This is a genomic window from Pseudomonas sp. HLMP (genome assembly GCF_046365545.1).
Lineage (GTDB): Bacteria > Pseudomonadota > Gammaproteobacteria > Pseudomonadales > Pseudomonadaceae > Aquipseudomonas > Aquipseudomonas guariconensis_B.
Genome location: NZ_JBDLLR010000001.1, coordinates 299,437 through 322,740, shown reverse-complemented (window position 1 = coordinate 322,740; position 23,304 = coordinate 299,437). Strand labels below are relative to the sequence as shown.

General features: G+C 65.3%; 23 protein-coding genes. 5 read left to right on the top strand and 18 right to left on the bottom strand.

Annotated features, from left to right (window positions below; translation table 11 throughout):
- Positions 1-164: 164 nt before the first annotated feature.
- Complete coding sequence (locus ABFA30_RS01650; protein ID WP_410045097.1) at positions 165-647, top strand: transporter substrate-binding domain-containing protein; 483 nt, start codon at positions 165-167, stop codon at positions 645-647.
- A 41-nt stretch (positions 648-688) separates the two neighbouring features.
- On the opposite strand, the gene ABFA30_RS01645 is transcribed toward ABFA30_RS01650, so the two are convergent.
- Positions 689-1,189: a DUF523 domain-containing protein gene (locus ABFA30_RS01645; protein ID WP_253079871.1), complete on the bottom strand. Its 501-nt coding sequence runs from the start codon at positions 1,187-1,189 to the stop codon at positions 689-691.
- Positions 1,179-1,799 (bottom strand): 2OG-Fe(II) oxygenase, encoded by a 621-nt coding sequence (locus ABFA30_RS01640; RefSeq protein ID WP_410045096.1) that lies wholly within the window; start codon positions 1,797-1,799, stop codon positions 1,179-1,181. The genes ABFA30_RS01645 and ABFA30_RS01640 overlap by 11 nt, the downstream gene beginning before the upstream one ends.
- A gap of 113 nt (positions 1,800-1,912) precedes the next feature.
- Between ABFA30_RS01640 and ABFA30_RS01635 the strand changes: the two genes are divergently transcribed.
- Entirely contained in the window at positions 1,913-2,665 is a 753-nt protein-coding gene (locus tag ABFA30_RS01635) for a DUF2059 domain-containing protein (protein ID WP_225787613.1), read from the top strand.
- On the opposite strand, the gene ABFA30_RS01630 is transcribed toward ABFA30_RS01635, so the two are convergent.
- Positions 2,666-3,592: an alpha/beta hydrolase gene (locus ABFA30_RS01630; protein ID WP_225787614.1), complete on the bottom strand. Its 927-nt coding sequence runs from the start codon at positions 3,590-3,592 to the stop codon at positions 2,666-2,668.
- Between the two features lie 118 nt (positions 3,593-3,710).
- Here ABFA30_RS01630 and ABFA30_RS01625 point away from each other — a divergent pair, with 118 nt between their 5' ends.
- Positions 3,711-4,280, top strand: coding sequence for a DUF6436 domain-containing protein (locus ABFA30_RS01625; RefSeq protein ID WP_225787615.1), 570 nt, complete (start codon positions 3,711-3,713; stop codon positions 4,278-4,280).
- Here ABFA30_RS01625 and ABFA30_RS01620 read toward each other — a convergent pair.
- Entirely contained in the window at positions 4,259-4,825 is a 567-nt protein-coding gene (locus tag ABFA30_RS01620; RefSeq protein WP_225787616.1) for a sugar O-acetyltransferase, read from the bottom strand. The genes ABFA30_RS01625 and ABFA30_RS01620 overlap by 22 nt on opposite strands.
- Before the next feature lie 85 nt (positions 4,826-4,910).
- On the opposite strand from ABFA30_RS01620, the gene ABFA30_RS01615 reads away from it, so the two are divergent.
- Complete coding sequence (locus ABFA30_RS01615; RefSeq protein WP_410045095.1) at positions 4,911-7,292, top strand: penicillin acylase family protein; 2,382 nt, start codon at positions 4,911-4,913, stop codon at positions 7,290-7,292.
- Between the two features lie 108 nt (positions 7,293-7,400).
- Positions 7,401-8,219, top strand: coding sequence for an alpha/beta fold hydrolase (locus ABFA30_RS01610; RefSeq protein ID WP_225787618.1), 819 nt, complete (start codon positions 7,401-7,403; stop codon positions 8,217-8,219).
- A gap of 418 nt (positions 8,220-8,637) precedes the next feature.
- Here ABFA30_RS01610 and ABFA30_RS01605 read toward each other — a convergent pair whose 3' ends face one another.
- From ABFA30_RS01605 to ABFA30_RS01540, 14 genes are all read right to left on the bottom strand, one after another.
- On the bottom strand, positions 8,638-9,423 hold the full coding sequence (locus ABFA30_RS01605) for a MetQ/NlpA family ABC transporter substrate-binding protein (protein WP_225787619.1): 786 nt from the start codon (positions 9,421-9,423) through the stop codon (positions 8,638-8,640).
- 184 nt (positions 9,424-9,607) lie between these two features.
- Complete coding sequence (locus ABFA30_RS01600; RefSeq protein ID WP_253079839.1) at positions 9,608-10,555, bottom strand: sigma 54-interacting transcriptional regulator; 948 nt, start codon at positions 10,553-10,555, stop codon at positions 9,608-9,610.
- A 64-nt stretch (positions 10,556-10,619) separates the two neighbouring features.
- Complete coding sequence (locus ABFA30_RS01595; protein WP_253090971.1) at positions 10,620-11,201, bottom strand: alpha/beta hydrolase; 582 nt, start codon at positions 11,199-11,201, stop codon at positions 10,620-10,622.
- A gap of 387 nt (positions 11,202-11,588) precedes the next feature.
- Positions 11,589-11,990: an ExbD/TolR family protein gene (locus tag ABFA30_RS01590; RefSeq protein WP_253090970.1), complete on the bottom strand. Its 402-nt coding sequence runs from the start codon at positions 11,988-11,990 to the stop codon at positions 11,589-11,591.
- Position 11,991: 1 nt separating this feature from the next.
- Positions 11,992-12,714: a MotA/TolQ/ExbB proton channel family protein gene (locus ABFA30_RS01585; protein ID WP_225787623.1), complete on the bottom strand. Its 723-nt coding sequence runs from the start codon at positions 12,712-12,714 to the stop codon at positions 11,992-11,994.
- A 36-nt stretch (positions 12,715-12,750) separates the two neighbouring features.
- Complete coding sequence (locus tag ABFA30_RS01580) at positions 12,751-13,542, bottom strand: energy transducer TonB (RefSeq protein ID WP_253090969.1); 792 nt, start codon at positions 13,540-13,542, stop codon at positions 12,751-12,753.
- A 290-nt stretch (positions 13,543-13,832) separates the two neighbouring features.
- A complete protein-coding gene (locus ABFA30_RS01575) occupies positions 13,833-14,822 on the bottom strand; it encodes a sulfate/molybdate ABC transporter ATP-binding protein (RefSeq protein ID WP_225787625.1) in 990 nt (329 codons plus the stop codon).
- A 3-nt stretch (positions 14,823-14,825) separates the two neighbouring features.
- Positions 14,826-15,698 carry a sulfate ABC transporter permease subunit CysW gene (cysW, locus tag ABFA30_RS01570; RefSeq protein WP_225787626.1) on the bottom strand — a complete coding sequence of 291 codons (873 nt, stop codon included), beginning with the start codon at positions 15,696-15,698 and terminating at the stop codon, positions 14,826-14,828.
- Positions 15,699-15,711: 13 nt separating this feature from the next.
- On the bottom strand, positions 15,712-16,530 hold the full coding sequence (cysT, locus tag ABFA30_RS01565; RefSeq protein ID WP_225787627.1) for a sulfate ABC transporter permease subunit CysT: 819 nt from the start codon (positions 16,528-16,530) through the stop codon (positions 15,712-15,714).
- 89 nt (positions 16,531-16,619) lie between these two features.
- The gene (locus tag ABFA30_RS01560) at positions 16,620-17,627 is read right to left on the bottom strand and encodes a sulfate ABC transporter substrate-binding protein (protein WP_225787628.1); all 1,008 of its coding nucleotides are present in this window, start codon (positions 17,625-17,627) and stop codon (positions 16,620-16,622) included.
- Between the two features lie 47 nt (positions 17,628-17,674).
- Positions 17,675-17,857, bottom strand: a complete 183-nt coding sequence (gene oscA / locus ABFA30_RS01555) for a sulfur starvation response protein OscA (RefSeq protein ID WP_070092048.1) — start codon at positions 17,855-17,857, stop codon at positions 17,675-17,677.
- A gap of 171 nt (positions 17,858-18,028) precedes the next feature.
- Positions 18,029-21,079 carry an efflux RND transporter permease subunit gene (locus ABFA30_RS01550; RefSeq protein ID WP_225787629.1) on the bottom strand — a complete coding sequence of 1,017 codons (3,051 nt, stop codon included), beginning with the start codon at positions 21,077-21,079 and terminating at the stop codon, positions 18,029-18,031.
- The gene (locus ABFA30_RS01545) at positions 21,076-22,143 is read right to left on the bottom strand and encodes an efflux RND transporter periplasmic adaptor subunit (protein WP_225787630.1); all 1,068 of its coding nucleotides are present in this window, start codon (positions 22,141-22,143) and stop codon (positions 21,076-21,078) included. The genes ABFA30_RS01550 and ABFA30_RS01545 overlap by 4 nt, the downstream gene beginning before the upstream one ends.
- Positions 22,140-23,228, bottom strand: coding sequence for an efflux RND transporter periplasmic adaptor subunit (locus tag ABFA30_RS01540; RefSeq protein WP_225787631.1), 1,089 nt, complete (start codon positions 23,226-23,228; stop codon positions 22,140-22,142). Before ABFA30_RS01540 ends, ABFA30_RS01545 begins: the two co-directional genes overlap by 4 nt.
- Positions 23,229-23,304: the final 76 nt, after the last annotated feature.

The following is a 23,304-nucleotide window of genomic DNA, read 5'->3' as shown; positions in this document are numbered from 1 at the left end:
TAACGAATGGCAGCGGTAGTTCAACATAGTCCAATTGTGGCCAAAGGTGTCCTTCGGCGCCGCCAGAAATATTTCCGCAAGGCCTAAACATCGCCAAGGTGTCGAGGTCATAGCCTGCGTCGCGGCGAAGGCCATTCACCCACCGCACAGGAAAGGGAGCATCCATGCGTTTGACCATTGGCGTACTGCTGGCAGCACTGATCAGCCCATTGGCCCAGGCCGAACTGATAGACGAGGTCAATGACCGGGGCGAGCTGCGCATTGCCGTACAGGCCGACACGCCGCCCTATGCCTACAGGGAAAACGAGCACCTGACCGGTTTCGAGATCGAGCTTGGCCAGGCCCTGGCCAACGAGCTGGACGTGCGCGTGGAGTTCATCGAAACGACCGCCGATGACATGCTGCCGGGCGTGGAGAACGGCAAGTACGACATCGCCCTCAACCAGACAGGCGCCGAACAGAAAACCGACGGCGCACTGGACCTCAGCCAGCCCTATGGCCGCAAGAGCCTGGTGATTCCTTTCCAGAAAGACAACCCGGCCTTCGAGAGCGCGGTGAACAACGCCCTGCAGCGGATCGAGGCGGATGGACGGCTGGCGGCGCTGGAGCAGAAGTGGCTCGAGGGGCGGGCAGCGAATGAACCGTAGGCTTTCGGCGTTCCAGCGCTGGGGCTGCAAAGCGGCCCCAGCTACAGGGCTATCCCATCCAGCACCTGCTGCGCCGCTTCCAGCTCCAGCTCGCTGAACACCTGCACCCCTTCCCGTCGCAACAACGCCGTGGTCACCCCTTCACCCGCCACCTTCACGCCGCTGAAGCTACCGTCGTAGGTCAGCCGATTGCCACAGGACGGACTGCCGGACTTGAGCACCGCCACCCGGATCCCATACCGGCGCACCAGCTCCAGGGCCTGCCGGGCACCGGCGAGAAAGGCCTCGCTGACATCCTCGCCACCGACCGTCAGCACCTGTACCTGCCCCTCCAGCACTTGCGCGCCCTGCCCGCCCAGAATCTCCGCAGGCGGACGCGGCGTCGGCAAGCCGCCCGCCACCTCCGGGCAGAGCGGCACCACGCGCCCCTCGGCCTGCCAGCGTTGCAGCAGGCCCGGATGGCCACTGTCACGCCCGTCGTAGCGCACCGGCTGGCCCAGCAGGCACGCGCTGACCAGGACCTTCGGCAGGTCAGAACGGATCGTTGCCACGGCGGCGGAACCAGCCGGTCAGCGACAGGCGCTCACGCCCGGCCGGCAGGACTTCGTGGGGGATGTCGCCGGAGAGGAACACCACCAGGCACCCGGCCTGCGGCTGCACGTCGTGCACCACCTCGTCGGCGAGGAACATGCGCAACTGGCCACCGTCCTCGGGCTGCCAGTCTTCGTTGAGGTAGAGGATCGCCGAAACGGTGCGTCGGTCGTCATCGCGGAAGCGGTCCAGGTGCCGACGGTAGAACGCACCCGGCGGATACAGGGCGAAATGGCACTCGAAGTCCTCCAGGCCCAGGTACAGGCCCTGGTTCAGCGCCTGACGCAGATCGTCCATGGCCGCCAGATACTGGTCGCAGGCCTCGGACTGGCCCGCTTCGAGCCACTGGATGCGGTCGCCACGGATCGCTTCGCGGACCTCCTGGCCGGCGCCACGGCCGACGCTGGCCGGGCTCAGTTCGCGTTGACGGCACTCGAAGGCAAGCTGGCGCAGCAGGCCTGGCGGCAGGACGGCGTCCTGCCGGCTCCAGCCACGGGACGCCAGGTCGTCGACGATGGCCCAACGCAGGGGATGTTCGGATGAAGTGTGCATGGCGCGCATGATAGCCACTCGCCCCGAAGCCCTCCAGCGCCACTTGGCCGACGGTCGCCATTGCGTCTCGACAAAGCCCCGCCACGCCAAGGACAATAGCGACCTGCCGACAGGAGTCCTGAATGCGCCGCTTGTTTTCCCTGCTTCTGCTGATGATCTGCACCATGCCTGTCTGGGCAGACACCCTCGACCAGTTGTACAAGGCCGCCGGCTGGCCCGACCAGCGCGCCCATTTCATCGATGCCGTGAACGCCGCCCAGCAGCGCTACCGCAACAGCCTGCCGCCTGCGGTCTACCAGGCGCTGGTCAGCAACAGCAACCAACGCTTCCAGCCCCAGGCCATGGACCGTCGCGCCCAGGCGCAACTGCGCGCCAACCTGGCGAATCCCACGCCCGCCCTGGCGTTCTTCCAGTCGCCGCTCGGCCGCAAGGTGGTGGCCGCCGAGCTGCTGGCCACCCGCAAGGACCAACTGGCCAAGCACGCCAAGGGGCTGCCGAAGGTCCAGGCCAGCGACGACCGCCTGCTGATCATCGGTCACCTGGCCCAGGCCCTGCCGGCCCGCGAAGCCGGTGCCGAGGTCAGCCTGGCGATCGCCGGCGTGGCGGCCGACAGTCTCAGCTCGATGATCCCCGGCCTGTTCGGCGCAGGCCAGGCCCAGGGCCTGCTCGATGGCCAGCGTCAGCGCTTGATGCAGCAGATCGGCGAAGACCTGAACAATACCCTGCTGTACGTCTACCGGGATCTGTCCGATACCGAGCTGGAGGCGTTCGCCACCTTTGCCGAATCCACGGAGGGCCAGGCCTACTACAAGGCGGCCCTGGCGGCGGTACGCGCAGGCCTGGCGGTAGGCCAGAGCACCGCCGACCTGCAGTGATCAGCCCAGGCGCTGGTCGATGAAACTGAAGTAGCGCTGGCGGATGCCCGGCAGCTCGTTGGCCAGATGGTGGCGTGCCTCGGGCAGCATGAGGATCTGCGGTTCGGCGAACTTGGCCTTGAGTACCTTGAGGTTGTAGGGCCAGTCCACCGTGGCGTCCGCTTCCCCTTGCACGATCAAAGGCCGGCGCAGGCTATGCGGCGCCGCCTCGATACGCTTGACCCAGGCCACCAGCGCCCCGACCCAGGCGGTCGGCAGGCGCCTGGGCTGCAGCGGGTCGGCCTCGAGGAAGGGCAGGAAGGCCGGGTCGCTGCTGTTGTCGGTGAAACGCCGCTCGATGCCATTGACGAAGTGGCGCAGCACGCAATAGCTGAATTTCGACCAGTACCAGGCCCGTGGCCGCACCAAGGGGGCCAGCAGGATCACCTGGCCATCGACCGGGCTCTGTTCGCCACGGTGCAGGAGATGATCCACCGCGATCGCGCCGCCGGTACTCTGCCCGCACAGGTGCCAGGGGCGTGGCAGGTCGAGGTCGCGTGCCTGTTCGAACAGGGCATCGAGCGTCTGCTGGTAGAGGCCGAAGTCGGCGATGCTGGCACGCTCGCCGCTGGACAGCCCATGGCCTGGCAGGTCGCAGCTGATTACCGCGAAACCTTGCTGCAAGGCCCACTCGATCACATGACGGTACAGGCCCATGTGATCGTAGTAACCGTGCAGCAGGAACAAGGTCGCCACCGGCGCCTCAGGCAACCAGACTTGCCCGACCAGCTCGAACCCCGCGGCCCGGAAGCTGCCCAGCCAGCTCTGTGCCGGCAGGTCCAGGCCGTAGTAGCGCTGGTAGTCGCCGGCCTGGGCCGACAGGGGTTGGCGATGCGCGAGGGGAGACAGGCTGGCGCGCAGCAGATCGGGGTGGAATGAGGCGGGCATCGGTACATCCGGAGCGAGTATTGATCTGCGATATTCAGCTCTGGGCCTCGTCGTGGCAAGCTGGAGCACCTTTGCAACGGGCAAGACAGGCCGGGCCCCAGGCCCTTGCGGACAACTCATGGCTCCACGACCCCTCAAACGACTGCTGACCCTGCTCGCCGTTCTGCTCTGCGCCGCCGCCCTCTGGTGGGCCTACGACAGCTTCCAGTCCCGCTACCTGCGCCCTTTCGACAGCCAGGCCACGCTGTTCGACGGCAGCCAATTGCGCCTGCCCGCCGAGCTGGCCGGCCCAGGCCCGATCCGCGTGGTGCACTTCTGGGACCCAGGCTGCCCGTGCAACGTCGGCAACCAGCAGCACCTGGGCGAGTTGGTCGAACGCTTCGCCGCCCAGGGTGTCACCTTCCACGTGCTGTCCAAGCCCGGCAGCCATGGCCAACCACCGGCCGACCTGGGCGCCTTGCAGCCCCTGACGCAACTGCCCGGCAGCGAGCGCCTGCCCGCCAGCCCCGCCGTGGCCATCTGGGATCACCAGGGTCGCCTGGCCTACTTCGGCCCCTACAGCGAGGGTGCCGTGTGCAATGCCAGCAACAGCTTCGTCGAGCCAATCCTCAAGGCGCTCATCGACGGCCGCCAGGTCAATGCCTCCAACACCCTGGCGGTAGGCTGCTACTGCCCCTGGGCCGGCTGACGCACCCGTGCGGGGTTGCCCACCACGACGGCTCCGGCCGGCACATCGCGAGTGACCACGCTCCCTGCGCCGACCACGGCGTTGTCGCCGATGGTCACACCCGGCAGGATGATCGCCCCGCCACCGATCCAGACGTTGTCGCCGATCGTGACCGGCCGCCCGCTTTCCAACCCTGTGCGGCGTACCTCAGGGTCGAGCGGGTGATCGGCGGTGTAGATCTGTACGGCCGGGCCGATCTGGCAGTCGGCACCGATGCGCACGGGCAGCACGTCGAGGATCACGCAGTTGAAGTTCATGAAGGTGTTGGCACCGACACTGATGTTGTAGCCGTAGTCGCAATAGAATGGCGGGCGGATCACCGCCCCTTCGCCAACCTGGGCGAAATGCTCGACCAACAGGCCATGGCGCGCGTCGTTGAGCAGCTCGACGCTGGCGTTGTAACGGTGCATCCAATGCTTGTTGGCGATCTGTTCTGCCTGCAGTTCAGGACAGCTGGCGTGATAGAGCTGGCCGCTGAGCATCTTCTGTTTTTCGCTGAGAGCCATGCAAACTCCTTTCAGGACTAGTCTCAGTTCGCGATTGCGCCGATGATCGGACCACAATTTCTGCCCGAATGCACAAGGAGTTTCAATGAAGCGCAGCCTGACCCTGCTGGCGGTGGTGATCGCAGTGGCCGCCGGCACCGGTTACTGGTACGTGCAGGGCAAGCTGCCACAGCGGGATGGCGAGGTGGCGCTGGCGGGGCTGCAAGCGCCGGTCAGCGTGCGCTACGACGATCGCGGCGTGCCGCATATCCAGGCACGCAACGAACCTGACCTGTACCGCGCCCTGGGCTACGTGCACGCCCAGGATCGCTTGTTCCAGATGGAGATCATGCGCCGCCTGGCCCGGGGCGAGCTGGCCGAGATCCTCGGCAGCACGCTGTTGCCCACCGATACCCTGTTCCGCAGCCTGCGCATCGGTGAGCAGGCCGAACGCATGCTGGCGCGCCAGGACCGGCAATCCCCCGCCTGGCTCGCCCTGCAGGCCTACCTGGAGGGCGTCAACGCCTGGCAGGCCAGCCACCCCAAGCCCGTGGAGTTCGATCTTTTGGGCATCGCCCCGCGCCCTTTCACCGCAGAGGACACCCTGAGCATCGCCGGCTACCTGGCCTACAGCTTCGCCGCGGCCTTTCGCACCGAACCTGCACTGACCTACATCCGTGACCGCTTGGGCCCTGAATACCTGGAGATCTTCGACCTCGGCTGGCAACCCGACGGCGCCCTCTCCACGCCCCTGGCCGATGCCGACTGGCACAGCCTCGAGCACCTGGCACGCCTGAGCCACGAAGCCCTGGGCAATGCCGCCCTGCCCCAGTTCGAAGGCAGCAACGCCTGGGCGGTGGCCGGCAGCCGGACCCGCAGCGGCAAGCCCCTGCTGGCTGGCGACCCACACATCAGCTTCGCCGTGCCGGCGGTGTGGTACGAGGCCGAGCTGTCGGCGCCGGGCTTCGAGCTGTATGGCTACTTCCAGGCCCTCAACCCCTTCGCCCTGCTGGGCCACAACCGTGACTTCGGCTGGAGCCTGACCATGTTCCAGAACGACGACGTCGACCTGGTCGCGGAACAGGTCAATCCACAGGACCCCGACCAAGTCAGGGTCGATGGCCAATGGCGAACGCTGGAAAAGACCACGCAACGAATCGCGGTAAAGGGCGAGGCGCCGGTCAGCATCACCCTGCGCCGCTCGCCCCATGGCCCTGTCGTCAACGAGGTGCTCGGCGAGACGGCCGGCCCCACGCCGATCGCCATGTGGTGGGCATTCCTGGAAACCGAGAACCCGATCCTGGACGGCTTCCACCAGCTCAACCGCGCCGACACCCTGGACAAGATGCGCGAGGCCGCGGCGAAGATCCAGGCACCTGGGCTCAACCTGGTCTGGGCCAACGCCCAGGGCGACATCGGCTGGTGGGCCGCGGCGCAACTGCCGATCCGCCCCGATGGGGTCGATCCGGCGTTCATCCTCGACGGCAGCAGCGCCCAGGCCGACAAGCTCGGTTTCTACCCGTTCAGCGTCAATCCGCAGCAGGAGAACCCAGCCAGTGGCTATATCGTCTCGGCCAACTACCAGCCGCCAGCCGTGATCCCGGTGCCGGGCTACTACAACCTGCCCGACCGTGGCCGCCAGCTCGATCGTCACCTGGCCGACCCGCAAGTGAAATGGGACACGCAGAACAGCCAGGCCCTGCAACTGGATACCGCCACCGACTATGGCCCCCGCACCCTGGCACCACTGCTCGGCACCCTGCGCACGGTCGCCGCGAACGACGAGGAGCGCGAGCTGGTCGAGCAACTGGCAGCCTGGCGCGGCGACTATCCACTGGACTCCACCAGCGCCACACTGTTCAACCAGTTCCTCTACGAGCTGGCGTTCGCCGCCCTGCACGATGAGCTGGGCGATACCTGGTTCCCGGTGTTGATCGGCACCCGTGCCATCGATGCCGCCCTGCCGAGGCTGGCCGCCAACCCGGATTCGCCCTGGTGGAACCTGCGGGGCGCCAACGAGCGAAGCGATCGCCAGGCCATCGTGCGCCTGGCCTGGCAACGCAGCCTCGCCCACCTGCGCGACAGCATGGGCAAGGACCCGACCCGTTGGCAGTGGGGCAAGGCGCATACCCTCACCCACAATCACCCGCTGGGGGCGAAGAAGCCACTGCACCTATTGTTCAACGTCGGCCCCTTCGCCGCGCCGGGCACCCACGAGGTGCCGAACAACCTGTCGGCGAAGATCGGCCCGGCGCCCTGGCCGGTCAACTATGGCCCCTCGACCCGCCGCCTGATCGACTTCGCCGACGCAGGCCAGGCACTGACCATCAACCCGGTCGGGCAAAGCGGTGTGCCCTTCGACAGGCACTACGACGACCAGGCCGAGGCCTACATCGAAGGGCGTTACCACAAGGCCCGACTGGGGCCGATCCCGGCGCACAGCACCTTGCGGCTGGTGCCGACGGCAGGGGCGGCGTCCGGGCAGTGAAGCCTTACCCTGGGAATCGCCTGACGATGACTGTCATTTCTACCAGTAGCCGTGGCGCAGCGGTACGGCTACTTTTCCTTCTTCCCCTCTCTCGGTAAGGAAGCGTCCATGCGCAAGCAATTCGTAGAAATCGACGGAGCCAGGATGAGCTACGTCGACCAAGGCCAAGGCTTCCCCGTGGTGCTAGGCCACAGCTACCTGTGGTCGGCCGCCATGTGGGCGCCGCAGATCGAACAACTGTCAAAGCACTTCCGGGTCCTGGTGCCTGAACTCTGGGGCCATGGCGACTCGGAGGCGCCACCGGCCACGACCACCGACATGAGCGCGCTCACCCGTCAGCACGTGGCCTTCCTCGATGCGTTGGACATCCAGCGATGCCACCTGGTGGGCCTGTCGGTCGGCGGCATGTGGGGCGCGCCATTGGCCATCGAACATGCCGAGCGGATCGATCGACTGGTGCTGATGGACACCTACCTGGGTGCCGAACCGGAGGAGACCCGGCAGAAGTACTTCGCGCTGCTCGACATGGCCAGCGCGGCGGGTGAGTTCACCGATCAGTTGCTCGACATCATCGTGCCGATCTTCTTCCATGCCGGTGGGCAGACCGTTCCACACATCCGCGAACGCTTCCGTGCCGAGCTCAAGGCCAGTAGCGCCGAAGCCATCCGCAACAGCCTCGATCCGCTGGGCCGGGTGATCTTCGGGCGCCCGGACCTGTTGTCTCGCTTGGGCGAGCTAGCGGCCGAGCGTACCATCGTGCTCTGCGGCGACCAGGACATTCCAAGGCCGGCGCATGAGTCCAACGAGATGGCGCGGCTCATCGATTGCCTGGCGGCGCAAATTCCATGCGCCGGGCATATCTCCTGCCTGGAGAACCCGCAGGTCGTGAGTGATTTCCTGCTGAACTGGTTGCCACGCAATCGCTAGCGGTTGATCCACTGGGGCTGCTTTGCAGCCCCCGGGGAACATCCCCTGTCTCCGGCCCTACGCTCCCAGGCTTGGTACCCTCGCTCAATTCCTTGCATATGCATGTCGAGCGCCTGCACCGACGGGTAACCGCAAATTTCCTTTGTTTGCTCGGGATTTTTCCTGCAAAAGCCGCCTCAAACAGTTTTCGAACTGTGGCCTGCATGGCCCATCCAAGAGCAACCAGGACGATAGCGATGAACAGCCCCAGCACACCGGCTTCGAACGAACAACTCCAGTGGTTGCTGGCCTTGCGCAAGGCCCTTGGGGAGCAGCGCTGAACTGGGGCTGCGTTGCAGCCCTGCTGTTCTGTGCACCGCACAAACGAAAACGCCGACGCAAATGCGTCGGCGTTCTTTGATGGGCAATGCCGTGGCGATCAGAACGCCGGCAGTACCGCACCGCTGTACTTCTTCTCGATGAATGCCTTCACTTGCGGACTGGTCAGCGCCTTGGCCAGCTTCTGGATGGCGTCGCTGTCCTTGTTGTCCGGGCGGGCCACCAGGAAGTTCACGTAAGGCGAGTCGCTGCCTTCGATCACCAGGGCATCCTTGGCCGGGTTCAGGCCGGCTTCGAGTGCGTAGTTGGTGTTGATCATGTCCAGGTCGACCTGGTCCAGCACGCGCGGCAGCATGGCCGATTCCAGCTCGCGGAACTTCAGCTTCTTCGGGTTCTCGGCGATGTCCTTGGGCGTGGCCAGGGCATTCTTCGGATCCTTCAGGGTGATCAGGCCAGCCTTCTGCAGGAGCAGCAGGGCACGGCCACTGTTGCTGCCTTCGTTGGGGATGGCGACGGTGGCGCCTTCCTTCAGCTCGTCCAGGCTCTTGACCTTCTTCGAGTAGCCACCGAAAGGCTCGACGTGCACGCCGATCACGGTTTCCAGGTGGGTGCCCTTGCCCTCGTTGAAGTTCTTCAGGTACGGCAAGGTCTGGAAGTAGTTGGCGTCCAGGCGCTTCTGGTCGACTTGCACGTTGGGCTGGACGTAATCGGTGAAGACCTTCACTTGCAGGTCCACCCCTTCCTTGGCCAGGGTCGGCTTGATCAGCTCGAGGATCTCGGCGTGGGGTACGGGGGTGGCAGCCACCACCAGTTTCTCGGCCGCCTGGGCCAGGCCAGTCAACGACAGGGCGGCAGCCAGGGCGGTGGTCAGCAGGGTTTTCTTCATGGCGATCCTTGTATCAAGCTGGGGCCATCGGGGATGGCGAAGTCGGTTGCTCACCGCTATCTGCAGGAGCGTGAAGCGGACGATACCGGGAATTTTTATTCCGTAACAATATCTTTTGCTTAGCTGCTTATTCCAAAAACAAAAAGCCATTACGGCTTTTGCTTATGACCGACTTCGCGCCGCTCTAGCGCGCGGGTTCCTCCAGGCTGGCCAGGGATGCCAGCAGGATCTGGCGCAGGGTCGCCAGGGTTTCCGGTTCGCGGCTGCGCCCCAGTTGCGCCAGTTGGCCGGCCAGGCTGGCCAAGGGCGTTGTGTCCGGCAGGTCCAGGTGCTCGGGCAGGATCTGCTCGCCGTCGCTCACCAGCAGGGCGAAATGGATGACGTTTTCCAGCTCGCGGGTATTGCCTGGCCAGGCATGGGCTTCCAGGGCCTGCTGGGCCGGCTCGCTGATCAACGGCACCGCGCGGCCCAGGCGCGCACTGTAGATGCCGACGAAGTATTCGGCCAAAGGCAGGATGTCGCCCACCCGCTCGCGCAGGGCCGGCAGTTCCAGTTCGCCTTCGCGCAGGTAGAGGTATAGTCGCTCGTTGAAACGCCCGGCACGCACGGCCTGGGCCAGGTCGATGCTGGTGGCGGCGACCAGCCGTACATCCACCGGCTGCGGACGCTGGGCGCCTACCCGGGTGACTTCACGGTTTTCCAGCGCCGCCAGCAGCTTGCCCTGGATCACCAGTGGCAGGTCGGCGATCTCGTCCAGGTACAGGGTGCCGCCATTGGCCGAGCCGAACCAGCCAGCCCGGCTGCTGGCAGTACCGCCGTGGGTTCCGGCGCTGTAGCCGAACAGTTCGGCGTCGGCATAGGTCGGGCTGATCGCCGCGCAACTCACCGAGACGAACAACCCGCTGCGGTCGCTGGCGCGATGCACCTGGCGGGCCAGCAGCTCCTTGCCGGTGCCGGTCTCGCCGCGGATCAGCACCGGCAATGGCTGCGGCGCCAGGTGCTCGAGGGCCTCGCGCAGTTGCTGCGAGCGCGGATCGATGAACACCAGCGCCTTGGCACGGATGCTCAGGGGGCTTTTATCCAGTTCAGGAAAGGTCAGCAAGGGCTGGCCGAAGGTGTTGTGAAATGTCATGACGAACTCCCGCCCAGGGCCGTTGCCGGCCGGGCGTCAAGGCATTCGATGGATAATCGCCGGATCAGGCGCGACGCAGCGCGCGCTGTTCGATCCGGCCCTGCAGGCGATAGAGGTAGGCGAAGCCCTGCTCCCAGCGTTCGTGGCCGGACTTGACGTTGATGTGCCCGGCGTTGGCCAAAAGACCCGCCTCGGCGCCCCAGGCCCGGGCCAGGTACAGCGCCCGCGGTACGCTTACTGCCGGATCGTTGTCGGAGCTGACCACCTGGCTGGGGAACGGCAAGGCCTGCAGCGGAATAGGTGCGAAGTTGCGCAGGGCCGGCGCGCAGGTTGGCCGCTCGACATCTGCCGGCGCCACCAGCAAGGCCCCGCGTACGCGGCGCAACAAGGCTGGGGAGGCCTGGGCAGCCCAATGGGCAACGGTAACGCAGCCCAGGCTATGGGCGATGAGGATCACTGGCGAGCGTTCGGCGGCAATCGCCTGCTCCAACGCCTGCACCCAGTCGTGCCGCTGCGGTGTCAGCCAGTCCTGCTGCTCGACGCGCGCACTGTTGGGCAACGTACGCTGCCAGTGACTCTGCCAATGGTTGTCTGGCGATCCTTGCCAGCCCGGCACAATCAGATAACGAATCGACTCATTGCGCATGGGGACGCCTCCTGGAAGTTTGCGTGCTTGGGACCAGTATAGGGAGGCGAATATATTCGTAAAGGAATAAGAAGATATTTATTAATAACTTTTTTGCCTGAAAGCGTGCAGCTAAAAAAAAGGGCCATCCCCTAATGCCGGTCAGTTAAGCGGCGCTTTGTCATTTTTGGGGCTACCTTGCAGCCCATCGCCGGCAAGCCGGCTCCCACAGGGACCGCGGCGACCACACATGATGCGGTTTGCACGGACAATGTGGGAGCCGGCTTGCCGGCGATGGGGCGCGAAGCGGCCCCAAATGACAACTGAAAGTCTTAACTGACCGGCATTAGGCCATCCCCTGCCAAGAGATATGGCCCTGAAGCACTTGCCTGAAGAGGGGTGGGCGGATCAGCGCGCGGTAATCACCGCCAGCTTGGTGATCCCGGCGCGTTCGATGGCCGCCATCGCCCGCGCCACCTCGCCGTAGTTCACGCCGTCATCGGCCTGCAGCTGCACACGCAGCTCGGCGTCCTTGTCCTTGGCGGCCTTGAGGTGGGTTTCCAACAGGTCGGGCTGGATCTCGTCCTTGTTGATGAACAACTTGCCATCGCCGTCGATGCTCACCACCAGCGGGTCCTTCTGCTCCACCGGCGCCACGGCCTCGGTCTTGGGCAGGTTGATGGGGATAGCGTTGGTCAGCAGTGGCGCCGTGACGATGAACACCACCAGCAACACCAGCATGACATCCACCAGCGGCGTGACGTTGATTTCACTGAGGACTTCGTCGCTGTCCTGGGTCGAGAACGCCATGTCAGGAGGCCTCCTTCACCGGCTGGGTGAAACCGGCCTGGGGCTTGTGCGCGGTCGGGTGCACCAGCACGCGGAAGGCGCTCTTCTGGGCCAGGCTGTAGAAGTCGTGGGCGAAGTCGTCGAGGTCGGCAGCGGTCAGCTTGAGGCGCCGGAGGAAGTAGTTGTAGACCAGCACCGCCGGCACCGCGACGGCGATCCCCACGCCCGTGGCCACCAAGGCTGCGCCGATCGGGCCGGCGACGGTCTCCAGGCTGGCCGAGCCTGCCGCGCTGATGCCCTTGAGCGCTTCCATGATGCCCCACACGGTGCCGAACAGGCCGATGAAGGGCGAGGTGCTGCCGATACTGGCAACCACCGCCAGGCCAGTCTCCAGAGAGCGACGCTCGCGAACGATCTGCTGGCGCAGGGCACGCTCGAGGCGGTCCTGGTGATTGATGGCGTGGCTCAGGTCGTTGGCCTGGCCCGGCTCGCCAACGGCGATGGCAGCGTAGCCGGCCTGGGCCACACGGGCGGCAGGGCCTGGCAGTTCATGACTGGTCGGCGCAGCCGAGTCCAGGCTGGAGGCCGCCCAGAACTGCGCATGGAAGCGCCTGTCTTGGTTCTTCAGGCGCACGAACTGCGCCACCTTGACCAGGGCCAACGCCCAAGTGACGACGGAGAAGCCGACCAGCAGCCAGATGACTGCGCTTTCAACGGATTCGAGGGGGGATGCCAACAGGCTCATGATGATGTCTTCCTATGTTCGGCCGAGGGACGCGGGTTAACGAAGCTTGAAATCGATGGGCACGCTGACCCAGCCGGCCTGGGCCACATCGCCCTGCTTGGCCGGCACGAAGCTCCAGCGCTTCACGGCAGCCAGGGCGGCGGCGTCCAGTGCCTGGCGACCACTGCTCTTTTGCACCTGGATTTGCCCGGGCTTGCCGCTGGCCAGTACCTCGACGCGCAGCAGCACGGTGCCCTCCCAACCACGACGCAAGGCCATCTGCGGGTATTCCGGCGCCGGATTCTTCAGGTAGGCGGCGTTGGCCGACGGCGGCGTGACCGGTGCCGGTGCGGGCGGCGCCGGCGGCGCGGGGGCCGCCACGGGCGGGGCAGGAGGTGCCTCGACCGGCTTGGGCTTGGGTTGGGGCTTGGCCACCGGCTTGGGTGCAGGCTTCGGTTTGGGCTTGGCTGCAGGCTTGGCCGCCAGCTCGTCGACCACCGGCGGTGGTGGCGGTTCGACGACCGCCGGGGCCGGTGCGGGCGGTGGTGGTTCGACCACGGGCGGCGCAGGTGCGGCGAACTCGATGGTCATGGGGGGAACCTGCGGCGGCACCACCGGCAGCTGCGTTATCGGCTTCTGGCTGATCCAGTAGGCGGCGGCACCGTGCAGGGCCAGGACCAGCAGCCCCAGCGCCAGCTTGTCGCGACGCTTGAGGCCGCTGACCGGTGTGCGTTGCAGGCGCGCGTGCGCCAGTGGCAGACGAAGCGCCCGTCCAAGCTCGACCAGGTCGCCTGGCGCCGGGCGCCACGGCTGGTCGTAGGCCCTGACGGCCGTCTGGACATTACCCATCGATCACACTCCTGGGGTGTTGATTCATGGCTGAATCATCGGTGCCAGAGGCTTATCTCTGAAAGTAATGTTTAAACTTAAAAATAGAACTTTATTGAATATTAATTTTCATGATTTACCGCTGAGCCGCGTCATTCAAGGGCTGCAGCGGGGCAGCGGAATCGCGATGCAGCGTGGGCATGCGAAATATTCATGCAAGGCATCGATGCCGGCGAGAGGAACTGGTGAGGAGCTGGCTTGCCAGCGAAGGGCTGCAAAGCAGCCCCTGGCCCTCTCAACCTGACGGTCGATCAAATATCCACCACCTTCTGCCAGACCTTCGGCCGGAAGAACAAGGTCTCTCCGCGCGCCAGCCCCGTCAGGCTGTCATGGTCCTTGACCACCTCGGCTTCGATCAGCTCGCTCTGCCCCGGCACCTTGAGGGTGACCCGGGTAGTCGCCCCCAGCGGGCGGATGTCGCGAACCTCGGCGGCATGGTGGCCTTCGGTCTCATGGCGCGACAGCGACACCTCGTGGGGACGGAACAGCACATGATGGTCGTCGCTCAGGCTCAACCGGTTGGAATCGCCCAGGAAGTGATAGACGAAGTCGTTGGCCGGCTTCTCGTACACCTCGCCGGGCGAGCCGATCTGCTCGATCACGCCCTTGTTCATCACCACGATACGGTCGGCCACTTCCATCGCCTCTTCCTGATCGTGGGTCACGAACACCGAGGTCAGGTTGATGTCCTCGTGCAACCGCGCCAGCCAGCGGCGCAGCTCCTTGCGCACCTTGGCGTCGAGAGCCCCGAACGGCTCGTCGAGCAGCAGTACCTTGGGCTCCACCGCCAGGGCGCGGGCCAGGGCGATGCGCTGGCGCTGGCCACCGGAAAGCTGCTCGGGGTAGCGGTCGGCGAGCCAGTCGAGCTGGACCATGTTCAGCAGCTCATGCACCTTCTCGGCGATCTTGCTCTCGCTCGGGCGCTCACCCTTGGGCTTCATGCGCAGGCCGAAGGCGACGTTGTCGAACACGCTCATGTGGCGGAACAAGGCGTAGTGCTGGAACACGAAACCGACGTTGCGGTCACGCACGTCATGGCCGGAGACATCCTCGCCATGGAACACGATGTTGCCCTGGTCCGGGGTCTCGAGGCCGGCGATGATGCGCAGCAGGGTGGTCTTGCCGCAACCGGAGGGGCCAAGCAGGGCCACCAGCTCGCCACTGTTGATGTCCAGGTTGATGTTGTCCAGGGCCTGGAAAGTATTGAAGCGCTTGCTGACGTTACGAACTTCGATCGACATGAATTATTCCTCCGCTGCGCCGTGGCGCAGGCGGTCAATACGGGATTCGCTCCACTGCTTGAGCAGCAGGATGAACAGCGCCAGGATCAGCAGCAGGCTGGCCACGCTGAAGGCCGCGACGTGGTTGTACTCGTTGTAGAGAATCTCGACGTGCAGCGGCAAGGTGTTGGTGACGCCACGGATATGTCCGGATACCACCGACACCGCGCCGAACTCGCCCATGGCCCGAGCGGTACACAGCACCACGCCGTAGATCAGGCCCCACTTGATGTTCGGCAAGGTCACGTGCCAGAACATCTGCCAGCCGTTGGCGCCGAGCAGGCGTGCGGCTTCTTCTTCCTGGGTGCCCTGCTCCTGCATCAGCGGGATCAGCTCGCGGGCGACGAAGGGCACGGTGACGAAGATGGTCGCCAGGACGATGCCCGGCAGGGCGAAGACGATCTGGATGTCGTGGTCCTGCAGCCATGGCCCGAGCAGGCCCTGGGCGCCGAACATCAGCACGTAGACCAGGCCGGCGATCACCGGCGAGACCGAGAACGGCAGGTCGATCAGGGTGACCAGCACGCTCTTGCCGCGAAAGTCGTACTTGCTCACGCACCAGGCGGCGCAGACACCGAACACCAGGTTCAACGGCACCGAGATGACCACCGCGAGCAAGGTGAGCCTGAGCGCCGCCAGGGCGTCGGGTTCGAAGATCGCCTCGAAGAAGGTGCCAAAGCCGTTCTTCAAAGCCTGGGACACCACGATGAACAGCGGCAACAGCAAGAACAGCGCGAACACCAGCCAGGCCAGGCCGACCAGTACGCGCCGCGAAGTGGCGCTGCTACGGCGGGCGGCATTGGCCGCGGTGGCGGCGCCAAGGGATGACGAAGACATTACCGGGCCTCCTTCAAGGGGTTTCGATGCGCCGCTGCAGCAGGTTGATCAGCAGCAGCAGGATGAAGGAAACCACCAGCATCAGCACGCCGATGGCGGTGGCGCCGGTGTAGTCGTACTGGTCCAGCTTGACCATGATCAGCAGCGGCAGGATCTCGGTCTTCATCGGCATGTTGCCGGCGATGAAGATCACCGAGCCGTATTCGCCGACACCCCGGGCGAAGGCCAGGGCGAAGCCGGTCAGCCAGGCCGGCAGCAGCGCCGGTGCCAGCACGTGGCGGAACACCTGCAATGGCCTGGCCCCCAGGCAGGCGGCGGCCTCCTCGACCTCGCGGGGGATGTCGGCGAGTACCGGCTGCACCGTGCGCACCACGAACGGCAGGGTGACGAAGGTCAGCGCCAGGGTGATGCCCAGCGGCGTGTAGGCGATCTTGAAGCCAAGGTCGGTGGCGAACTGGCCGACCCAGCCGGCGGGCGCGTACAAGGCAGTCAGGGCGATGCCGGCGACGGCGGTGGGCAGGGCGAACGGCAGGTCGATCATCGCGTCGATGATCTTGCGCCCGGGGAAGTCATAGCGCACCAGCACCCAGGCCAGCAGGGTGCCGATCACGCCATTGATGAGGGCGGCGGCCAGGGCGGTGCCGAAGCTCAGCTTGAGCGCGGCGAGCACCCGTGGTGCGCTGACGATGCTCCAGAACTGCTCCCAGGTGAGCTGCGCGGCATGCACGAACATGGCGGCCAGTGGTATCAGCACGATCAGGCTGAGATACACCAAGGTGTAGCCCAGTGTCAGCCCGAAGCCGGGTATGACGGGGGAAATACGACGTGACATAAAGGTCCCTGGTTGAACGCACGAAGCCCGGGACGCGTCCCGGGCCCATGCAGGCTACTGAAGGGTGAAGCTCGTGTCGGGCAACAATATCACTGTGCCTGGTAGATCTGGTCGAACACGCCACCGTCATTGAAGAATTTCGGTTGTGCAGTCTTCCAGCCACCGAAGTCCTTGTCGATGGTCACCAGTTCGAGTTTCGGGAACTGCTTGGCATATTCGGCGGCGACCTTCTCGTCACGCGGACGGTAGAAGTTCTCTGCCGCGATCTTCTGCCCGGCGGGGCTGTACAGGTGCTTGAGGTACTCGGTGGCGATCTCGGTGTTGCCTTTTCTCTCGGCGTTCTTGTCGACCACCGCCACCGGCGGTTCGGCGAGGATCGACAGGGACGGCACGACGATCTCGAACTTGTCGTTGCCACCGTCTTCCTTCAGTGCCAGGAAGGCCTCGTTCTCCCAGGCCAGCAGGACATCGCCCTGGCCGTTGTTGACGAAGGTGATGGTCGAACCACGGGCGCCGGTGTCCAGTACCGGCACGTGCTTGAACAGTTCCTGGACGTATTCCTTGGCTTTTTCTTCGCTGCCGCCGGTCTTCAGGCCGTAGGCCCAGGCGGCGAGGAAGTTCCAGCGGGCGCCGCCGGAGGTCTTGGGATTGGGGGTGATGACCGAGACGTCCGGCTTGACCAGGTCGCCCCAGTCCTTGATGCCCTTGGGGTTGCCCTTGCGCACCAGGAACACGATGGTCGAGGTGTAGGGCGTGCTGGCGTCCGGCAGGCGTTTCTGCCAGTCCTCCGGCAGGGTCTTGCCGAGCTTGGCGATCTCGTCGATGTCACCGGCCAGGGCCAGGGTCACCACGTCGGCACGCAGGCCGTCGATCACGGCACGGCCCTGCTTGCCGGAGCCGCCATGGGATTGCTGGATCTTCACCTTGTCACCCGGGTGGGACTGCTGCCAGTGCTTGATGAATTCGGCGTTGTACTGCTGGTACAGCTCGCGGGTCGGGTCGTAGGACACGTTCAGCAGTTCGTAGTCCTTGGCGATCGCGGAACCGGCAAAAACGGCACTGGCCAGGGCGGCCAGGGCATAACGGCGGATGGACATGGTGAAGCTCCCGATTGGCATTTTTTCTAGTTGGAAGTGATGCGGTGTCAGCCGGACTTGTTGCCCGGCTGTTGCAGGCGGAACTTCTCCTTGCGCTCGATCTGCACCACCTGGGCGTTATGTACGGTGATCTCCACCGCGCCGAAACGCAGATCCCGCAGTGCGCTCTGGATCTCACGCAGAATGGTGGCTTCGTCCTGGCCGTCGATGCTACGCACAGATGCACTCATGCTCGTTCTCCTGTGAATGAGGGCGCCGGGCAGAGGAAGGGGTTTGCGCCTGGCTTGAGGGCAATCTTAGAGAGCGGTATTTATTCTGAAAAATACTGTTTGAGAATTTTTATATAACCAACCGTCATTGGATGTGAGAGGCCTGGGCTGTTTTGCAGCCCTGGCCGGTCTTCAGCCTTGCGTCTCTGGCTCGCGGATCTTGTACCAGGCCACGTACAACGCCGGCAGGAACAGCAGCGTCAGCAGCGTTGCACTGATGATGCCGCCGATCATGGCGTAGGCCATCGGCCCCCAGAACACCTCCCGGGCGATCGGGATCATGCCCAGGCTGGCCGCCGCTGCCGTGAGCAGGATCGGCCGACGCCGGTGGTTGGTCGCCTCCATCACCGCATCCCAGGGGGCGTACCCCTGCGCCTCGAACTCGTCGATCTGAGTCACCAGGATCACCGAGTTGCGGATGATGATGCCGATCAGCGCGAGGATCCCGAGGATCGCCACGAAGCCCATCGGCGTCCCCGTGGGCACCAGCGCCAGGACCACGCCGATCAGCCCCAGCGGCGCCACGCTGACCACCAGGAACAGCTTCTGAACGCTGTGCAGCTGGATCATCAGGAAGGTCGCCATGAGGAATAGCATCAGCGGGATGACCTTGGCGATCGGCCCCTGGGCCTTGCTGCTCTCCTCCACCGTACCACCGGTGGCCACCTCGTAGCCGACCGGCAACTGGCTGGCGAACGCGTCGATGCTGGGCTTGAGCTGGGCCACCAGGTCGGTGGGCTGGATGTCGCCGTTGACCGAAGCCTTGATGGTGATGGTCGGCTTGCGGTCGCGCCGCCAGACCAATGGTTGCTCCTGTTCGTAGCGCACGGTGGCGAAGGCCAGCAGCGGGATGGACGTGCCGTTGGGACTGACGATCTGCAGGTTCTGCAGGGTGTCGGGCGAGCCACGCTCGCTGTCCTCGGCGCGTGCGATCACGTCGACCAGGTAGATAGTGTCGTTGACCTGGGTGATCGGCACGCCGCTGACGATGCTGTTCATCACGTTGGCCACATCCTCGGACGACAGCCCCAACTGGCGCGCCTTGTCCTGGGCGATCTCCACCCGCAGCACCTTGCCCGGCTCGTTCCAGTCGTAGATCATCTCGCCGATATGCGGGTTGCCATCGAGCAGCGTGGCCAACTCGATGGCATGACGGCGCACCTGGTCGATGTCCTTGCCGCTGACCCGGTACTGGATCGGCCGGCCCACCGGCGGGCCCATTTCCAGCGACTGGACGTTGGTGCCGATGCCGACGAAGTCCTTGCGCAGGCGCTCCTGCAGGCGCGCCATGAGCGCGCCACGGGACTCCAGGCCCTTGCTGACGATCACCAACTGGGCGTAGTAGGGGTTCTGCAACTGCTGGTCCAGCGGCAGGTAGAAACGAATCGCGCCCTGGCCGATATAGGTGCTCCAGCGCTCGATGTCCGGGTCGCCCTTCAGGGTCGCCTCCAGGCGATCGACCACCTTGCGGGTTTCCTCGATCGAGGCATTCTGCGGCAGGTTGAGGTCCACCAGGATCTCCGGCCGGTCCGAGGACGGGAAGAACTGGTTCTGCACGAAACGCATGCTGACCACCGACAGGGCGAACAGCACGATGGTGCCGATCACCGTCAGCCAGCGATGGCGCATGCACCACAGCAGGCCATGCTCGAACGCCTTGCCGACCCGCCCCGCCTCCGCCGCGTGGGGTTTGACCTGGGTGCTGAGGATATGCACGCCCAGCACCGGGGCGAAGAACACCGCCACCACCCAGGACACCAGCAATGCCACGGCGATCACCGCGAACAGGGTGAAGGTGTACTCGCCCGCTGAGCTGGCATTGAGCCCGATCGGCACGAAGCCGGCCACGGTCACCAGCGTGCCGGTGAGCATGGGAAAGGCGGTGGAGGTGTAGGCGAAGGTCGCCGCCTGCTCCTTGCTCTCACCCATCTCCAGGCGGGTGACCATCACCTCCACGGTGATCATCGCATCGTCCACCAACAGGCCCAGGGCGATGATCAGCGCGCCCAGGGAAATCCGCTGCATGGTGATGCCGCTGTACTCCATGAACACGAAGACCATGGCCAGCACCAGCGGGATCGAGCAGGCCACCACCAGGCCGGCACGAATGCCGAGGCTGACGAAGCTCACCACCAGGACGATCACCACCGCCTCGAACAGCGCACTGGTGAAGCCGCCGACTGCCTGCTTGACCACCACCGCCTGGTCGGACACCGTGTGCACGCCAATCCCTACCGGCAGCTCGCCGATGACGCTGTCCATCTTCGTCTTGAGCAACTGGCCGAACACCTCGATGTTGCCGCCGGCCTTCATGCCGATGGCCAGGCCGATCGCGGTCTGGCCGTTGTAGCGGAACATCGGTGACGGTGGATCGGCATAGCCTCGCTCGATGTCGGCGATGTCGGCCAGGCGGAAGAAACGGTCGTTGATGCGCAGGTTGACGCCTTCCAGGTCTTTCTCCGAGGCGAACTGGCCGGTGGTGCGCACGGAGATGCGTTCGGGCCCGGCCTCGATCACCCCCGCCGGGGTCACCGCGTTCTGCGCTTGCAGCGCCTGCATGACCTGGCGCTGGTCGATCCCCAGGGCCGCCAGCTTGCGGGTCGAGAAGTTCAGGTAGAGCACTTCGTCCTGGGTGCCGATCAGCTCGATCTTGCCGATGTTGGGGACATCGCGGACCTCGGCACGCACCTGCTCCACATAGTCGCGCAGTTGGCGCAGGGTCAGGCCGTCGGCGGTGAAAGCGTAGATCGAGCCGAACACGTCGCCGAACTCGTCGTTGAAACCCGGCCCCTGGATGCCCTGGGGAAACTCGCCACGGATGTCCTGGATCTTCTTGCGCACCTGGTACCAGATGTCCGGAATGTCCTCGGCCTTGGTGGTGTCGCGCAGGTAGACGTAGACGGTGGACTCGCCCGGGCGGGTGTAGCTCTTGACGTAGTCGAGCGAATCCAGCTCCTCGAGCTTCTTCTCGATGCGGTCGGTGACCTGGTAGAGCGTCTCGTCCTGGGTCGCACCGGGCCAGCGGGTCTGGATCACCATGGTCTTGATGGTGAACGAGGGGTCTTCCTCGCGGCCCAGGTTGAAGTAGGAGAACACACCCATCAGCAGGCTGACGAACATCAGGTACCAGACGAAGGACTGGTGCCTGAGGGCCCATTCGGACAGGTTGAAGCTTCCTTTCATCGCGCGTCCTCGTCGAAGGTGACCTTCTGGCCAGGCTTGAGGCTGTTGACGCCGGCGGTGACCACCCGCTCGCCCGGCTGCACGCCGGAGGCCAGGACGATACGCTTGGCGCTGCGCTCGATCAGGGTGACGTCACGGGTGGCCACGGTCTTTTGCTGCGGGTCGACCACCCACACCTGGGTCTTGCCGTCGCGCTCGAGCAGCGCGGTGCTCGGCAGTTCGCTGCGAGGGGAAACCGTTGAGGTCAGGGTGACGCTGATCGCGGTGCCCAGGTGAAAGGCATCGGGGGTACTGGCCAGGGTCAGGCGGGCGCGCCGGGTACGGGTGGTGGCGTCGGCCTGGGGCTCCAGCTCGCGCAAGGTCGCGGTGGTGTGGATGCTGGGCTCGAGCTGCAAGGCGACGGTGAAGGTCAGGTCCTTGCGCAACTGTTCGGCCAGGTGGATCGGCAGGTCGATCACGGCCTCCTTGACGTCCGGCCGCGCCAGGGTGACCACCGCCTGGCCGGCGCTGACCGTCTGCCCGGCCTCGGCCTGCCAGGCCGTGACCACCGCCGCGTGGTCGGAGCGCAAGGTGCTGTAGTCGAGCTGGTCGCGGGCCTGGCTGACTGCCGAGCGCGCCTGCTCCAGGGAGGCACCGGTGGTCTTCAGGTCTGTCTGGGCGATGTCCAGCTGGGCCTGGGCACCGACGCCACGGTCGTACAACTGCTGCTGGCGGCGTGCGTTGGCCTGGGCATTGATCCACTGCGCCTGGACCCTGGCCAGGTCGCCCTCGGCGGCGCGCAACTGGTTCTGCTGGTCGGTCGGGTCGAGGGTGGCCAGGGTGTCGCCTGGCTTCACCTGGGTGCCCACGTCCACCCAGCGCCGGGCGATGCGCCCGGACACGCGAAAGCCCAGGGTGCTTTCGTAGCGCGCCTGGATGCTGCCGGCGAAGCGCCCCAATTGCGCCTGTACCTGGGGTTCGACGAGCGTGGACAGCACCGGGCGCACCGGTTCGGTGTTTTGCTCATCGCTGCTGCACGCGGCCAGCAGCAAGGCAGCGCAGAACATCGGCAGCAGGCGCTTCATGGCTCGCCCCCTTCATCCTGGGTGTCGACCTTTTCCACCTGCATGCCCGGATGCAACAACTGGCCGCCACGGACCACCACGGTCTCGCCACTCTTGAGGCCCCCTGCGATCACCACCTTGCCGGTCAGGTAGCGCGACACCTGGACCTTGCGCAGCTCCACCTTGTCGCCCTCGCCCACCACCCATACCGCAGGCTCGTGCAGCGCCTTGGTCAGGGCCGACCAGGGCAGCTCGACGCTCGGCCGCCCCTGGGAACTGGCCGTGGCGGTCACCGGCGAGCCCAGGCGCATGCCCGGCGGCACGTTGCGCAGGCCCACTTTGACCTGCACCGTACCGCTCTGGGCGGAAACGGTCGGGGTGATCTCGCGGACATGCCCCTCGGCACGGACCCGCGGATCGTCCAGCAGGCTGACGATCACGCCCTCATCGCTCGCCGGCGCCACCAGCAGGGACTCGTAGACGTTGAACACCGCGTCGCGATCGCCGTCGCGGGCCAGGCTGAAGATCGGCATGGTCGCCTGCACCACCTGGCCGACCTCGGCCTGGCGCGCGGTGATCACGCCGTCCGCCTCGGAAACCAACGCGGTATAGCCCAGTTGCTCCTGAGCGTTGGCCAACTGCGCCTGGGCGGCCTTCAGAGCGCTCTGGCTGCTGCGCAGGGCGGCTTCGGCGGCGTCGTATTCACTCTGGCTGGTATAGCCCTTGGGCAGCAGTTTCTGCTGGCGCACGAAGGCGGCGCTGGCCTGGGTGACCCGCGCCTGCTCGGCGAACACCTCGGCCTTGGCCGAGTCGACGTTGTTCTGCAGGTCCTTCGGGTCCAGGCGCGCCAGCACCTGGTTGGCCTTGACGTGGTCGCCCACATCGACACTGCGGGAAATGATCTTGCCGCCCACGCGAAACGACAGGTCGGTCTGGACCCGCGCCTGGACATCGCCGGTCAAGGTCACCCGGGCTGCGAAATCGGTGGGCTCGACCCGCAGGACACCGACCCTGGGCAGCGCTGGCGTGCTCTCTTCCCTGCTACAGCCCGACAGCATGTACGGCAGCACCAGGCAAACGACCAACAGCAGACGCGTCAACGTCATGCAGGCTCCTTGTTTGCGCGCAATGATTCGAGGGATGCGACTATTAGCGTAGATCAGGGTTCGATAAACAGCACTG